This window comes from Pseudomonas sp. GM33 (assembly GCF_000282295.1).
Classification (GTDB): Bacteria; Pseudomonadota; Gammaproteobacteria; order Pseudomonadales; family Pseudomonadaceae; genus Aquipseudomonas; species Aquipseudomonas laurylsulfatiphila.
This window is the reverse complement of sequence record NZ_AKJO01000108.1, coordinates 1-14,219: the sequence shown is the minus strand read 5'-3', so window position 1 is coordinate 14,219 and position 14,219 is coordinate 1. Positions and strand designations below refer to the sequence as shown.

Sequence of the window (14,219 nt, the reverse complement as noted above, 5' to 3'; positions counted from 1 at the left end):
TTTTTTAAGAGAACTTCATTGAAATGATGGTGACTATCGATGCGGTCAATGGATCGAACACCGCCTGTATAAGCACCTCTTTTTGTGGCGAGGGAGCTTGCTCCCGCTGGGTCGCGAAGCGGCCCCAAAAAAAAGGGCTGCTGCGCAGCCCAGCGGGAGCAAGCTCCCTCGCCACAGGGTCATCGCAAGGCAATCAGGCTTCGCTGATCTGGCTGACACTGGTGATCTGCCCATTCCAGACCATCTCGTAATGCGCCGTCTGCACAATCGACGAGACTGGCCTCGGCGTCATCAACGCCCAGCAATGACTGCCCGGCATGCGCACCGAGTGATAACGCAAACCGGGACAACCGGCGTCCCGCACCGCCCGCCCCAGCACGCGGGAATGGCTGTAATCGTCCGACGCATACACCGGATCGGTCAGCGGCAGGGCGGTGGCGTCCTTCATTCCGCCATCGCCAAAGGCACAGGCCAACCCGCGAAACACAAACCGCTCATAGTTCAGGCCCGGCACCTTCGACCAATACAGCGCCTGGTGATGCCGCACTTCGGCCAGCGCCGTTTCCATCGAATCCGCCAGGTACAACACCCCGAAACTGCCGTCACTGAAGCGCGACCCCGCCGGATTGACATGGGTAAACGGCGCGATGGCGTAAGAGCAACCGGCAATCCCGAACGGGATCTCGCTGCGCGCAATCAACTCAAGCTGACCCACTTCATTCTTCAACCGCGGATTGGTCAGCGCCTGAATCTCGAACAGCACTTCAAACTCATCCGCGTCCGCGACGTCATCAAACAAAGCAATCGGCGGAAACTTCGAATTGACCAGGCGATAAGCCTGCAACGACTGACCGGCAAACACCGCCAGCTCACTCGCCATCACCATTGCGCACCCCGCAACATGTCGATGCGGCGGAAGGTTTCATACAGCGCAATCATGTCGCCCTGGGCCATGATCTCCAACGGGCTGCGGCCATTGAAAAACTCGTTGTCGTTGGCCATCGAGGCAAAGCCGTACACGTTGTCCGGGTTGTCGAACACCAGTCGCAGCGTGGCGTGAATGTTCAGCACGAAGCTGATGCGCTGCATCTGATCCGCATCCAGTGCCACAGCCCACTCCACATCGCGCTGCCGGGCGCGGGTGTAGGTGCTGCGGGAAATACGCAGGATGCGACAGGCCTGGTCGCTGGTGGCCTGCCACTTTTCCAGAATGCTCACGGCAGCGCGCAGGCCGGTGACGCATTGGTTTTTTGTGAAGGATTGGGCTTGGATGGAGACGGCCATATTCGCGTACTCTATTTGCGTCTGTAGATTCAAATGTAGTTGTAATGAATCTATAGAGCAAATTTGCCACGACCGGTGGACTGTCGTATCTAAACAAACGGACGTTCCTTAAACGCCCGTTTTTATTGATGGCTCACCTCAAAACATCATTGATCCAATGCTTGCGTTACCGCTTGCCCTGCCACCGCGGTTTTCCCGTAGGGAATAAACGCCGCACTGCCATTCTCATGCGCATGAAACAACCGGGCGCCGTTGTTGGGCTTCGTGGTAATCAGTTGATGGTCCGCCGTCAGGTACTCCAGCGGCAGTTGTTTCAGGTCCTTGTACTGCTCGACGATGATCGTGCGCTCGGGATTCCAGGGCTCGCCACTTTTCTGTTCCAGCCACGCCATCAGCGCCGCTGTGTCGCCGGTTTGTGGGATGTCCGAATCCGGGAGCACGTAGTAGAACGGCGAGCCATGATTCTGCAGGTACATGGGCAGTTTGTTGTCGACATCCACCAGCACCATGCGCCATTCGTTCCACGGCGCCGTCTTGATGGCTTCGGCGCGTACATCCCGGGTGAACTGCATGACACCGCCGGCGCCACCGTTGGTCCAGGGATAGACCACGCCAAGGACCACAAACAGGAATCCGGCCGCCCCGGCAATGCCTTGGGTCCAACCGGGGCCGCCGGCTTTGCCGGCCGCTTCACGCGCCGCCATGCGCCGGGTGACCCACCAGGCCGCCAGCAATTGCGCGAACGGCACCAGCGGCAGTACGTAATAGCTGCGCCGGCTGCCACTGGCGGTGAAGAACAGGAACAGCAACCCCAGGCCCCCGATGAGCCAGCGAACATTGGGCTCGGTGTGCTGCCAGCTGCGCACGGCCACCCACAGGCCGAGCATCCAGCAGGGCGCCCAGGGCAGGGTGTAGACCGGCAGATACAGCAGATAGGTGTAGATCGGGCCGATGTTGTCGAAGGGTTTGAAAAACCGAACCACGTTCTCCTGGAACACCAGGCCCAATCCGCTCGGTCCATAGGTCGGCGTGCCATAACGGTGTGACAACATGAACGGCAGCATGTAGACCGCACCGCCCACCAGCATCGCCAGGAACAGGCGTGGATTGAGGTGGTTTTTCCAGCGCTTCTCGCTGAGCAGGTGCGGCAACAGCATCAGCCCCGGCAGGATGAACCCGATCAAGCCCTTGAACAGCGACGTCAGTGCCAGCATCAGGAAAAACACGCTGTAGCGACTCAGCCGGGTGTCGTCCGGCCCGCGCCAATACCACCAGACGGCGGCCAACACACCGCAAACCGTCAGCACGTCCGCCGTGGCGACCCGGGCCCAGAACACGAAAAAGAAGGTCGTCGCCAGAAACCAGCCGGCCATCAGGCCGGTGCCTTTGCTGTACAACTTTTCACCGATCAAATAGACCAGCCAGATACTCAGCCACGCCGCCAACACAGAAGACAGGCGCAGTGACCAGTGCCCGAGGCCGCCCATCAGGTGGGCCGTGGCGGCAATCAACCAATAGGAAGGCAGCGGCTTGTCGTAATAGGGCATGCCTTTGAGGTAAGGGTCGAAGTAATCGCCGGTTTGCAGCATCTGCAACGCGATGTTCGCCCAGCGCGTTTCCGCCCCCCAAAGCTCCCTTGCGCCCAACCCGAACAGCAATAGAAACGCCGATACGCCGAGCAGCAGGATCAGCGCACCGCGGTCACTTTTCAGAAACCTGACTATCGAATGGTTCATCATTATTTCGCACGTTGCGCTCACCGTGACGACGGAGAAGCGGCTGGAGCAGCAAGGCTATCGGGCGAAATGTGATGGGATTGTCAGTAGATCGAGAACAAACCATTAGCGCTGAAGGGACGGTGTGCGCCACATCCTTTGAAATCAGGCCGTGATGGACTGGATGAAAAATTGTTCATGCCCATCACGGCTCCCTCATGGGTGAAAGGTACGCCCCAGCGCATCCAGCCGTGTGGCAATCGGCGGCAGTTGACGACTGCTCGACGCCAACGTCTGCACATCATCCGCCGTGTTCTGCGCAATGTTCTGCACCGACTGCAAGCGCCCGACAATCTCGACACTCGCCGTGGATTGTTCGCGGGTCGTGGTGAAAATTCGCCCGTTGAGTTCATCGATCTGTGAGATGTCGCTGCCGATGGCCTGCAACATCGCCGCCGCCAGTTGACTGTCCTCGACGCAGCGCTCCACGCCTTCACGGCTGTCCTGCATGGCCTCCACGGCTTTGCGGCTGCCTTGCTGCAAGGCCTCGATAATCGTCCGGATTTCCTTGGTCGACACCGCCGTGCGCTGCGCCAGGCTGCGCACTTCATCGGCCACCACCGCAAAGCCGCGGCCTTGCTCGCCGGCACGCGCGGCTTCAATCGCCGCGTTGAGCGCCAGCAAGTTGGTCTGCTCGGCAATGCTGCTGATCACTTCCAGCACCGTACCGATCTGCTGTGCCTGCCCGGCCAGCACCTGCACGGTCTGGTTGGTGCCTTCCAGGCGCGAAGCCAGCTGGGTGATTTCCTGCCGCGCGCGGTTCACGCTTTCCTGTCCGCGGGTGATCTGCACACTGGCCTGGCCGGCATGCTCAACGGCATGCTCGACCTGCACCACGATGTGCTCCATCGCATCGCCCATGCGCTGCATTGACCCGGTCATCTGCGCGATTTCCGTCAACTGATGTTTGGCGCCTTGCTCCAGCGTGTTGCTGGCCTTGGCCAGCTCCTGGCCCAACTGGCCCAAGCCGTTGGAGTCACGCACCACCCCGTCCACCAACGCGGTGATCTGCATCAGGAACTGATCGAACCGCTGCGCCAGCGACACATGCGCTCGCGCCTTGTCACCCTTGCCAGGATCGGTTGTCAGCTGCGAAGTCGCGGCGAGCATCTTGTCCAGCATGTCCTGGCTCTCTACCGCATCGGCCTGGCTGTGCACCGCCAGATAGAGCAGCGCGACCGTCTCCATCAGCACATAAAAGGCGTGAACGAACACCATCGTCCAGCCACCGTGATGCGCCATCACAAACACCGCAAACCCCTGGTGCTGCAACACATGAAACACCACGTGATGCAGCGCAATCGTCACCGCCGCCACCAGAATCGGCAGCCAGTCCCGATAGAACGTCAACACCGCCAACAACGCAAAAATCCCGAAGTGCGACTCAATGACCCCCTCGGCCTGATTGATGTGCAACGCCGCCATCACCATCAAGCCTGTGCCGAGCAAACAGCGCATCAACCGCGAGCCGCCGATGGCGCGATACAACAGCGTCAACAACAGGCTGGTGCCACCACCCACCAGCAGCGCCTGCTTGAAGGTGTCGTGCCAGAACGCCAGGCCCAGCGCGAAAGCGAACATCAGCCAGATCAGGCCCAGCATGATGCGGTCGGCTTTGCGGTAGTGGTCGAGGAAGCGAGGGGGGAAGGGCATGTACGCTGACTCCATGTAATCGAACCGGGAAGAAGCTGGGGTTGGACTGATACCGGAAGACAAGCCTGTTATCGCTTGAACCATGAGGTAAATCGATGCCGCCATGGTCGAGGTGTAGTTGAGAAATCCTGAGGAGTGTAGCCGTTTGCCATCATTCCTGGATGGGCTGGCGGGGCAGAGGGGAACAATGTCAGATTTAGAGGCAAGGAATGCCGAATTGGCGGGGATAGGGGTGCATGCAGGGACGCGCTGGAGCCTTTGACGAGGCCGATATCGGTCTATGCAGTCACTCGTCACAAGCAGTGATCGGCTGCGGATTCAACCGCTCGATACATTCAGAAAGTGGCGATTTTTCTTGGCCCCAATACCCCCCCCACCAGCGCACCCTGTATCGGGGGAAATTCCCCGTCATCGGGGCTTTCATCCTGGCTTCTCATACGCCTGCCACACGCCAGAAGACAACGGGGGTATGGCCTAGAGCCATTGGTCACCTCCTGTCATTTTTGGCAGGGAAGTTGCGTCGTTACCATCCCGGCTCGAAATCAAGCGTTTCGCCAGCCGGGCCAGGCGCATTGGCTCGTTGCTCCTGTCTTGCCACGCGCTCCGTAGAACCCGTCAGAGGTGTTTGCGATGAAACTGGATACCGCAAGGTTGAATCCTGGTGCATTGTCCAAAACCAGACTGGCGCTGAGTATCTCTGCTGCCGCGATCATGCTGGGGCTGGGCTTTTCCCAGACCCAGGCAGCCCCCCTCGACAACACCGATGCACCGCCTCCCACTGACCCGTCGGCGTTCACCAATCAGCCCGCCGACCCCAATGCTGCCTTGAGGGACTTGCTCAAGCTGCCTCGCGCAAACGTAGGCGCCTTCGACCTGCCCAATGGCGTGGTCGGTAACCGCACGACCCCCTTGGCCGACAATGTGCTGCCACCCAATCTGCAAACCAGCTTCAACATCCCCACCAACGGAAATGCCAGCCCAGTGTTCGGGGCTCAACCGTTCACGCAGAAGCTCGAGCTTTTCGAGGAGTTCGGCTCGAACAAACTGAACGCGGCCGACCCACCGTCACCCGTTCCGTTTCCGGTGCCGACGGTGGGGCCCGCACCGGCGCAGGACCCCTTGAAGGTGGCGCGCAGCGGCCCGTCGCCGGCTGCGCTGGATGCCTTTCTCCGGCAGCCGGCATTGACGCCTTTCCCGACAGAGTTTTCCAATGTGCTGGACCGCAACCCCTGGAAGGCGCAGATCGAGGATTTCCTCAATCGCCGGGTCGATTCGCCCGCAGAAGGTCGGCCGCCGGGAAAAGGCTGGTCGCACCAGCGTTTCAATGAATTTTTCCCGCGCGACGCCTTCAAGACGGTGCAAGCCGGTGCGCACGTCAACAGCGGCTTGCGTGATCGTATGCAACGGCATAACTACGCCGTGGGGGAATTCGCGCCAGGCGGGCTCTATCACAACACCAACGGCAACCCGGCCAACGAGGGCACGACCAAGGGCATTCAAGTGCAGTTTCACCCCAACATGCCTGTGCAGGACCACAATGCGTTGTGGACGTTCGACGGCACCTTTCCGCCCAAACTGCTTCTAGTGCGCTATGGCCAGGCGATGCTGATGCGTCATTACGATGCCTTGCCCATTGACCCGTCGGCCAACCGGGGCTTTGGCTTGCACACCATCACCACCCATGAACATAACGGCCACTCACCTGCGGAAAGCGACGGTTTTACCAACGCGTTCTTCTTCCCGGGGCAGTACTACGACTATCGCTGGCCGATCCAGTTGGCCGGTTACGACAGCATCAACACCAGCGCTCAGGATTCACGTGCGGCGTTCCCGTGCGATCCCGGAGAAAAGCTTTTCGTTAACGACGCCACCCCCGGCTTCAAGACCTGCGACCACGGCACTATCAAGATCCGTGGCGACTGGCGCGAAACCATGAGCACCCACTGGTTCCACGACCACATGCTCGATTTCACCGCGCAGAATGTCTACAAGGGCAATGCGACGATGATGAACTTCTACAGCGCCGTGGACCGTGGCAACGAGTCGGTCGACGACGGGGTCAACCTGCGCTTGCCCAGCGGTTCGGCGCTGGGCTGGGGTAACCGCGACTATGACATCAACCTGACGATCGCCGACAAGGCCTGGGACCAGGCCGGCCAGTTGTGGTTCAACCCCTTCAACACCGACGGTTTTCTCGGTGACCAGGTGCTGACCAACTGGGAGTACAAACCCTTCCTGGACGTACGTGCCCGGCGCTACCGTCTGCGCATTCTCAATGGCTCGGTTTCCCGCTACTTCAAGCTGGCGCTGGTGCGTCAGGTCAATGGTAATGGTGGCGAGTTTCCCGGCCCGAAAAACTCCGGGGTTTCCTATAACCGGGTGCCGTTCCACATGATTGCCAACGACGGCAATATCATGGAACACGCGGTGCCGTTCGATGGCAGCCTGGACCTCGATGGTGACGGTGACAGACAAGACAACAATGCCATTTTGCCGATGATGGGCATTGCCGAACGCTATGACATCGTCGTCGACTTCGCGAAAAACGGCATCAAGCCGGGCGACAGGATTTTCTTCGTCAACATCGAGGAGCATGAAAACGGCAAGCGTCCCAATCGTGACATTCCATTGGCGGATGTACTCTCCGAGAGGTACCTGCCTGTGGTCAGGCAAACCAGCCACGGGCCACAGTGGATCAACGGTGACCCGGGCGTGGGCGTGTTCATGCAAGTGAACGTCAAGCCCTACACCGGCCAGGATGTCAGCATGAATCCGGTCGACTTCGAGCCCGCCAAACCTGGCAAGCCCGAGGGCAGGTTCATGATCCCGCTGCCCTTGCACCGCGATGACCCTGCCGATATCGCCCGGCTCGCCCAGGCGCGGCACCGCACCTTTATCTTTGGCCGCTCCGACGGCACAGACTTTGCGCCCTGGACGATCAAGACCGATGGCGGCCCAGGCTTCGACATGGACCCGCGGCGGATCTCGGCCGCGCCACAACTGGCTACCGGGCCGACACCGGCAGGGTTCAAGGGGGAAGGCACGCTGGAAATCTGGAAGGTCCAGAACGGCGGCAATGGCTGGGATCACCCGGTGCATGTGCACTTCGAGGAAGGGGTCATTCTCACTCGAGGTGGCAAGACTCCACCGGAATGGGAAAAAGGGGCGCGCAAGGATATCTATCGCATAGGCCCCGATCCGGACAGCGGCGACAATGTCGAAGTGGCCATCCGCATCCGTGAGTTTGCCGGTACCTACATGGAGCACTGCCACAACACACAGCATGAGGACACCTCGATGCTGCTGCGCTGGGACTCTGAGCACCCCGGCCAGATCCAGTTGATGCCCACGCCATTGCCCAGCTGGGACGGCGTGAAATTCGTGGACTCGGTTGCGTTACCGACCTTCCGTACGGGAGATGGCGTCGGGCCACAGGTCAAGGTCAACAATGACCAGGGAACTAGCAGTGGCAGTGGGAGTAGCAGTGGAAGTGGCAGTGTTAGCGGAGGCAAAGGCTAGCGTCGTCTATCGAGCCATTTTTGTCGTCGGACAAAAGACGGGCGCGTTCTGCGCCCGTTTTCATTTATTCCGCCACCTGCGCCCGTAACCGCCGACCAATCACATCCATCAAGTCACAACCATCGCGCAATGGAATGACCAGCAGCTTTGAAAAGTCTTCCAACACCACCGTGTCGCAACCGAGCTCGGAGCGGTAGGCGATGTTTTCCAGCACCTGCGTGACTGTCCGAATACGGTAATCGGCCATGGCTTGCAGGACGTCGAGTGGGGCCTGGGTGTCGATGAGCAGGGAGGCCGGAACCAGATCGATTCCGGTTAAAGGCATGTATCGATTCATTTTGAATGATCTCTGTTTGATGGGCTCAAGGCCTTCAGTTGGTCATTCTCTGTGTTCAGGTCGCCAAACCCGGTCGCCATTCTGGGCGACGGCGCCGACTATAAGCCGCACGAGATCAGCGCGGGAAGGTGAGGCATTCCGAGCTTTGTGTAGGACCTTTGAGGATGAAACTTCAGACCTTTCACCTCAGGTCGCTGGAAATCCAGACACAGACCTGAGATGGTCATCGCCCCTTGGTTTCAACCACCCACGCTATCCTTAATCATCGCTCCTGCCGTCGAGATGGATCTTCGCCCATGCAAACCCCCAACCCCCAACGCCCCCTCTGGAAAACCTACCTGTTTTTCCTCGCCCCGATGGTGCTGTCGAACTTCCTGCAATCCATGTCCGGTACGGTCAACAGCATCTACATTGGCCAGATGCTTGGCACCCAGGCGTTGGCGGCGGTGTCGGGGATGTTCCCCATCGTGTTTTTCTTCATCGCCCTGGTGATCGGCCTCGGTGCCGGCGCGGGGGTGTTGATCGGGCAGGCGTGGGGGGCGCGGGAGACGCATCTGGTGAAGGCGATCGCCGGGGCAACCTTGTTGCTGGGGGTGTTGATCGGGTTGACGGCGGCGGTGGTGGGCAGTGTGTTTGCGCGGTCGGCGTTGGTCGGGTTGGGGACGCCGGCGGATGTGCTGGACGATGCGGTGGCGTATGCCCATGTGATGTTGTGGATCATGCCGTCGCTGTTGGTGTTTGTGCTGTTCACGCAACTGCTGCGTGGAGTAAGCGATACCTTGTCGCCATTGTTGGCGCTGGTGGTGTCGACCATGGTCGGGTTGGCGCTGACGCCGGCGTTGATTCGCGGCTGGTTGGGTTTTGCGCCGATGGGGATTCAGAGTGCGGCGTTTGCCGGGTTGGTGGGTAACCTGGTGGCGATGGGGTTGCTGGCGTGGCGCTTGATTGGCAAGGGCCATCCGCTGGCGCCGGACCGCGAGTTCTTTGCGGCGATGAAGCTGGACATGGCGATTCTCGGCAAGGTGCTGCGCATCGGTTTGCCCACCGGGTTGCAGATGGTGGTGTTGTCGCTGTCGGAGCTGGTGATTCTGGCGCTGGTGAACCAGCACGGTTCCCAGGCGACGGCGGCCTATGGCGCGGTGACGCAGATCGTCAATTACGTGCAGTTCCCGGCGTTGTCGATTGCGATTACCGCATCGATTCTTGGCGCGCAGGCGATTGGGGCCGGGCGCATCGAGCGCATGGGGCCGATTCTGCGCACGGGGTTGATGATCAATGTGTGCCTGACCGGTGGTCTGGTGGTGCTCGGGTATTTGCTGTCGCATTGGCTGCTGGCCTCGTTCCTCACGGAAGAAGCGACGCGGACCATGGCTCAGCACCTGTTGCACATCATGCTCTGGAGCCTGTTGGTGTTCGGCTTCCAGGCGATCATCGGCGGCATCATGCGCGCCAGCGGCACGGTGATGGTGCCGGTGGCGATTTCGATTGTCTGCGTGGTGGGGGTGCAGTTGCCGGCGGCCTATCTGCTGGATGCGAAGTTCGGGTTGCAAGGGGTGTGGATGGCGTTTCCGGTGGCGTATCTGGGGATGCTGGTGCTGCAGACGCTGTATTACAAACTGGTGTGGCAGCATCAGAAGATTGAGCGGTTGGTTTAGTTGGTTTTTTGATTGCCTGTTCGCGGTTGTGGTGGTTCAGTGGTGTAGATGTTGACTGTGCTGACGCTTTCGCGGGCAAGCCCGCTCCCACAGGGGTAGCGGTGTTCGTAGTACTTGTGCACGGCAGGCATGCCTGCCTGGGGAGGTTTTCACATGAGCCCCTTGTCCCATTCCATCCTGCAAGACCGGCCAGCGGCCGGGCGGCGTTTGATCGAGCCGCTGCTGCCTTACGCCAATCGCCCCGATGTCATCGTTCTGGCCTTGCCCCGTGGCGGCGTGCCGGTGGCCTATGAAGTGGCCACGGCGCTGAAGGTTCGCCTGGATCTGATGCTGGTGCGCAAGCTCGGCGTGCCGTCCCATCAGGAGTACGCCATGGGCGCGATTGCCAGCGGTGGCATCCAGATTCGTAATGAAGAGGCACTGCGGGTGCATCCGATCGCCAAGGCCGCATTCGACGCCGTGGTCGAACGGGAAAGCCGCGAGTTGCTGCGCCGCGAGCAGGTCTACCGCGGCACGCGGCCGGCGGTGCAGCTCAAGGATCAGGTGGCGATCCTGATCGACGACGGCCTGGCCACCGGCGCTTCGATGCGGGCGGCGATCCAGGCGCTGCGGGTGCAGGAACCTGCGCGCATCGTGGTGGCGGTGCCGGTGGCACCGATCGAGACGCTGGAGGCGCTGCGCCGCGAGGTGGATGAACTGGTCTGCCCGCTGATGCCCGAATGGTTCACTTCGATTGGCCATTGGTACATGGACTTTTCCCAGACTTCGGATGCCGAGGTGATCGAGCTGTTGCAGCGTGCATGGCAACGCGAGGCGTGTGGGTAGCGCTGGCGGCCATCGGCAGGTGGTCGCCATTCAACGGCTGAGGTGGAATAAACGCCGGTTGTTTGCTTTAGTCCATCTGGTGCCGGCCTTTGTGTACGGCACGTCAACTCAAGACGGGAGCCCTCCCGGAGAGTGTCATGAACCTTCGATCCGCGCGTTGCATCGCTCTGGCCGGCACCTTGGTGTTCGGCCTGGCGCCGTTCGCTGACGCTGTGGAATACAAGGAAGTCAACGCCAAGGCCAGTACCTTGAGTTTCACCTATGAGCAGATGGGTTCGAGAACCTACGGCACCTTCGGCAAATTCAAGGCCAATCTCGACTTCGACACCGAGAACCCGGGCGCCGCCCATGCCGCACTGACCATCGACCTGAGCAGCATCGATGCCGGCAGCGACGACGCCAACACCGAGCTGCAAAAACCGGCGTGGTTCGACACCGCGACTTATCCGGTGGCGACGTTCGAATCGACGTCCATCAAGGCCCTCGGCAATGACCGCTACAGCTTCACCGGCAAACTGACCCTGCGTGGGCTCACTCGGGAAGTGAGTGTGCCGGTGCTGCTGAAGTCGGAGAGTTCCATCGGCATCTTCGATGGCCAACTGGTGCTCAAGCGTGACGACTTCAAGATAGGCGAGGGCGAGTGGGCGGACAGCATGGTGTCCAACGAGATCAATATCCGCTTTCGGATGGTGGCGCCGCAGCGGTGACTGGGAGGTCGCCTTCGCGAGCAAGCCCGCTCCCACAGGGGATCTGCGTCGAGCATAAGCTCCTTGTGGGAGCGGGCTTGCTCGCGAAGGCGTTGTAACAGTCAATACAAAGACTCTCGGTCCCACCGTACGATCGGCAAAAAAAGCGCCCGGTCCACATTGCATGAACCGGGCGCTGATCAATCCGCTCTAGTGCACGGGCACTGTCACGGTTTTGCCGAAGGCCGACTTGATGGTCGCTGTCGGGCTCGGCGAGGGGGCACTGCCGACGGTCGTCACCGCTATATTCCAGCGCGCGCCTGTAGCCGTAGGCGTCAGGGTGGCGGTACCAAGGTTCGCCGTGCCGGTCGTGGTCGTGACCGTCGCGGTGATGGTATTGCCCGTGCCACGCGAGGTGGTGCCGGACAGCACCCAATACCAGCGGTTGTTGCTGCGGGCGGTGACGGTAGCGCTGGTGACGATCAGGTTCTCGACGACCGCTGCCGAGACCGCCACGGACACCGTTGCCGGTGCCGATTCCGCACCCTTGGCGTCGGCGACCTTATAGGTAAAGGTCGCGGTGAACGGCGCGGGGACCGTGGCCGGTGGCGTGTAGATCACGCGCACGCCATCGGTGCTGACCGTGCCCTTGCCGGAGTCCGGTTGCTCCAGGCCCACCACTTTGAGCGGCACGTTGCCGTCAGGGTCGCTGTCGTTGGCCAGTACGTTGATGGTCACCGGGCCGCTGTTGCTGATGGCGCTGTCGGGGTTGGCGATCGGCAGTTTGTTATCGCCATCAGTGTTGCGAGTATCGCCCGTGCGGAAGGTTGGCAGCGCGGCGGAGTTCACGTAGTTGACGCCGTCCCAGCCAGGCAGGGGCGTGGGCATCAACTGGAACTGACCGGGGTGCTCGATATCCCAGCGCAGCAACATGGCGTTGTCCTCGTGCTGGGTGTTGTGGCAATGCTCCATGTAGGTCCCGGCGAATTCGCGGAAGCGGATCGCCATTTCCACTTCCTGCGAGCTGTCGATGCCTTCGCCGATGCGATAGACGTCCTTGCGTGCCCATTTTTCCCATTCCGGCGGTGCCTTGCCGTCGCGGCTGAGGACGACGCCTTCTTCGAAATGCACGTGTACCGGGTGGCTCCAGCCACCGCCGCCGTTCTTGATTTTCCACACTTCCAGGGTGCCGTCGCCGGAGAACCCGGCATCGGTCGGGCCGTTGGCCAGTTGCGGTGCGGCGCTGATCCGCCGTGGGTCCATGTGGTAGCCGAAACCACCGTCGGTCTTGATGGTCCAGGGTGCCAGGTCGGTGCCGTCGGAGCGACCGAAGATGAACTCGCGATGCCGCACTGTCTTGAGCTTGGCCTGCATCGTTGGATCGTCGCGGTTGACCGTCAGCGGAATCATGACCTTGCCGGCCGCTTTACCCGGTTTGGCGGGTTCGTAGTCGGCGGGGTTCATGCTCACGTCCTGGCCGGCATAAGGCTTGACCACCATCTGCATGAACTTGCCCACCACCGGGTCGCCGGCGTCCCATTCCAGCCCTTTGCTGCCCAACTTGAGCACGGCCTTGTACTTGCCGGACAGCACATCGGCCAGACTCAGCGGAGTACTCTCCGGACCTTTGCCGGTCTGGTGCTCCATCAAGTTGACGAAGTACAGCTTGTCGCCGACAGAGATCCCGTTTTTCGCGAAGTTGACGATGATGTCGAAACGCTCGGCAATGCCCTGGGTGGGCAGTATCGCGTTGTGGTCCTGCACATCACCGTCACCGTCCAGGTCCATGCTGCCGTCGAACGGCACGGCGTGTTCCATGAGGTTGCCGTCGTTGGCGATCATGTGGAACGGCACGCGGGTATAGGACACGCCCGAACCTGCCGGGCCGGGGAATTCACCGCCGGTACCGACGACTTCACGCACCAGCGCAATCCTGAAGTAGCGCGATACCGAGCCATTGAGGATGCGGAAACGATAGCTGCGCGCACGCACGTTCAGGCGTGGCTGGTACTGCCAGTTGACCAGGATCTGATCGCCGAGGAAGCCATCGGTGTTGAACGGGTTGAACCACAACTGGCCACTGGCATCCCAGGCCTTGTCGGCCACTATCAGGTTGACGTCATAGTCGCGGTTGCCCCAGGGCAACGCCGAACCGCTGGGCAGGCGCAGGTTCACGCCGTCTTCGAAGGCTTCGTTACCGCGGTCCAGGGCGCTGTAGTAGTTCATCATCACCGCGTTGCCCTTGTAGACGTTCTGCGCGGTGAAATCGAGCATGTGGTCGTGGAACCAGTGGGTGCTCATGGTTTCGCGCCAGTCGCCACGGATCTTGATGCTGCCGTTGTTGCAGGTCTTGAGGCCTGGTGAGGCATCGTTGACGAACAGGGTTTCACCTGGGGCGCAGGGGAAGGCCGCGCGCGGATCCTGCGCAGTGGTGTTGATGGTGTCGTAACCGGCCAGTTGCACCGGCCAGCGATAGTCGTAGTAC

At 60.8% G+C, this 14,219-nt stretch carries 10 protein-coding genes; 4 read left to right on the top strand and 6 right to left on the bottom strand.

The window, feature by feature from the left end; genetic code table 11:
• Positions 1-193 precede the first annotated feature (193 nt).
• From PMI26_RS09710 to PMI26_RS09725, 4 genes are all read right to left on the bottom strand, one after another.
• On the bottom strand, positions 194-886 hold the full coding sequence (locus PMI26_RS09710) for an RES family NAD+ phosphorylase (protein WP_033048046.1): 693 nt from the start codon (positions 884-886) through the stop codon (positions 194-196).
• Positions 880-1,284, bottom strand: a complete 405-nt coding sequence (locus PMI26_RS09715) for an antitoxin Xre-like helix-turn-helix domain-containing protein (protein ID WP_007976575.1) — start codon at positions 1,282-1,284, stop codon at positions 880-882. Before PMI26_RS09715 ends, PMI26_RS09710 begins: the two co-directional genes overlap by 7 nt.
• 146 nt (positions 1,285-1,430) lie before the next feature.
• On the bottom strand, positions 1,431-3,020 hold the full coding sequence (locus PMI26_RS09720) for an ArnT family glycosyltransferase (RefSeq protein WP_033048047.1): 1,590 nt from the start codon (positions 3,018-3,020) through the stop codon (positions 1,431-1,433).
• A 195-nt stretch (positions 3,021-3,215) separates the two neighbouring features.
• Entirely contained in the window at positions 3,216-4,712 is a 1,497-nt protein-coding gene (locus tag PMI26_RS09725) for a methyl-accepting chemotaxis protein (RefSeq protein ID WP_007976571.1), read from the bottom strand.
• Between the two features lie 630 nt (positions 4,713-5,342).
• Between PMI26_RS09725 and PMI26_RS09730 the strand changes: the two genes are divergently transcribed.
• Positions 5,343-8,231: a multicopper oxidase domain-containing protein gene (locus PMI26_RS09730; RefSeq protein WP_007976569.1), complete on the top strand. Its 2,889-nt coding sequence runs from the start codon at positions 5,343-5,345 to the stop codon at positions 8,229-8,231.
• A gap of 64 nt (positions 8,232-8,295) precedes the next feature.
• On the opposite strand, the gene PMI26_RS09735 is transcribed toward PMI26_RS09730, so the two are convergent.
• Positions 8,296-8,568 (bottom strand): hypothetical protein, encoded by a 273-nt coding sequence (locus tag PMI26_RS09735; protein WP_007976567.1) that lies wholly within the window; start codon positions 8,566-8,568, stop codon positions 8,296-8,298.
• A gap of 296 nt (positions 8,569-8,864) precedes the next feature.
• Here PMI26_RS09735 and PMI26_RS09740 point away from each other — a divergent pair, with 296 nt between their 5' ends.
• The 3 genes from PMI26_RS09740 (at position 8,865) to PMI26_RS09750 (ending at position 11,755) form a co-directional block, all read left to right on the top strand.
• Positions 8,865-10,223 (top strand): MATE family efflux transporter, encoded by a 1,359-nt coding sequence (locus tag PMI26_RS09740; RefSeq protein WP_007976565.1) that lies wholly within the window; start codon positions 8,865-8,867, stop codon positions 10,221-10,223.
• Positions 10,224-10,376: 153 nt separating this feature from the next.
• Positions 10,377-11,048: a phosphoribosyltransferase gene (locus PMI26_RS09745; RefSeq protein ID WP_007976563.1), complete on the top strand. Its 672-nt coding sequence runs from the start codon at positions 10,377-10,379 to the stop codon at positions 11,046-11,048.
• 137 nt (positions 11,049-11,185) lie between these two features.
• Positions 11,186-11,755: a YceI family protein gene (locus PMI26_RS09750; RefSeq protein ID WP_007976561.1), complete on the top strand. Its 570-nt coding sequence runs from the start codon at positions 11,186-11,188 to the stop codon at positions 11,753-11,755.
• Between the two features lie 189 nt (positions 11,756-11,944).
• Here PMI26_RS09750 and PMI26_RS09755 read toward each other — a convergent pair.
• On the bottom strand, positions 11,945-14,219 hold a 2,275-nt coding region (locus PMI26_RS09755; RefSeq protein ID WP_007976559.1), incomplete at its 5' end, for an Ig-like domain-containing protein.

Excerpts from the sequence above, each read along its gene's own strand:
- PMI26_RS09710 (WP_033048046.1), bottom strand. The coding sequence starts at position 886 with ATGGTGATGGCGAGTGAGCTGGCGGTGTTTGCCGGTCAGTCGTTGCAG.
- PMI26_RS09715 (WP_007976575.1), bottom strand. The coding sequence starts at position 1,284 with ATGGCCGTCTCCATCCAAGCCCAATCCTTCACAAAAAACCAATGCGTC.
- PMI26_RS09720 (WP_033048047.1), bottom strand. The coding sequence starts at position 3,020 with ATGAACCATTCGATAGTCAGGTTTCTGAAAAGTGACCGCGGTGCGCTG.
- PMI26_RS09725 (WP_007976571.1), bottom strand. The coding sequence starts at position 4,712 with ATGCCCTTCCCCCCTCGCTTCCTCGACCACTACCGCAAAGCCGACCGC.
- PMI26_RS09730 (WP_007976569.1), top strand. The coding sequence starts at position 5,343 with ATGAAACTGGATACCGCAAGGTTGAATCCTGGTGCATTGTCCAAAACC.
- PMI26_RS09735 (WP_007976567.1), bottom strand. The coding sequence starts at position 8,568 with ATGAATCGATACATGCCTTTAACCGGAATCGATCTGGTTCCGGCCTCC.
- PMI26_RS09740 (WP_007976565.1), top strand. The coding sequence starts at position 8,865 with ATGCAAACCCCCAACCCCCAACGCCCCCTCTGGAAAACCTACCTGTTT.
- PMI26_RS09745 (WP_007976563.1), top strand. The coding sequence starts at position 10,377 with ATGAGCCCCTTGTCCCATTCCATCCTGCAAGACCGGCCAGCGGCCGGG.
- PMI26_RS09750 (WP_007976561.1), top strand. The coding sequence starts at position 11,186 with ATGAACCTTCGATCCGCGCGTTGCATCGCTCTGGCCGGCACCTTGGTG.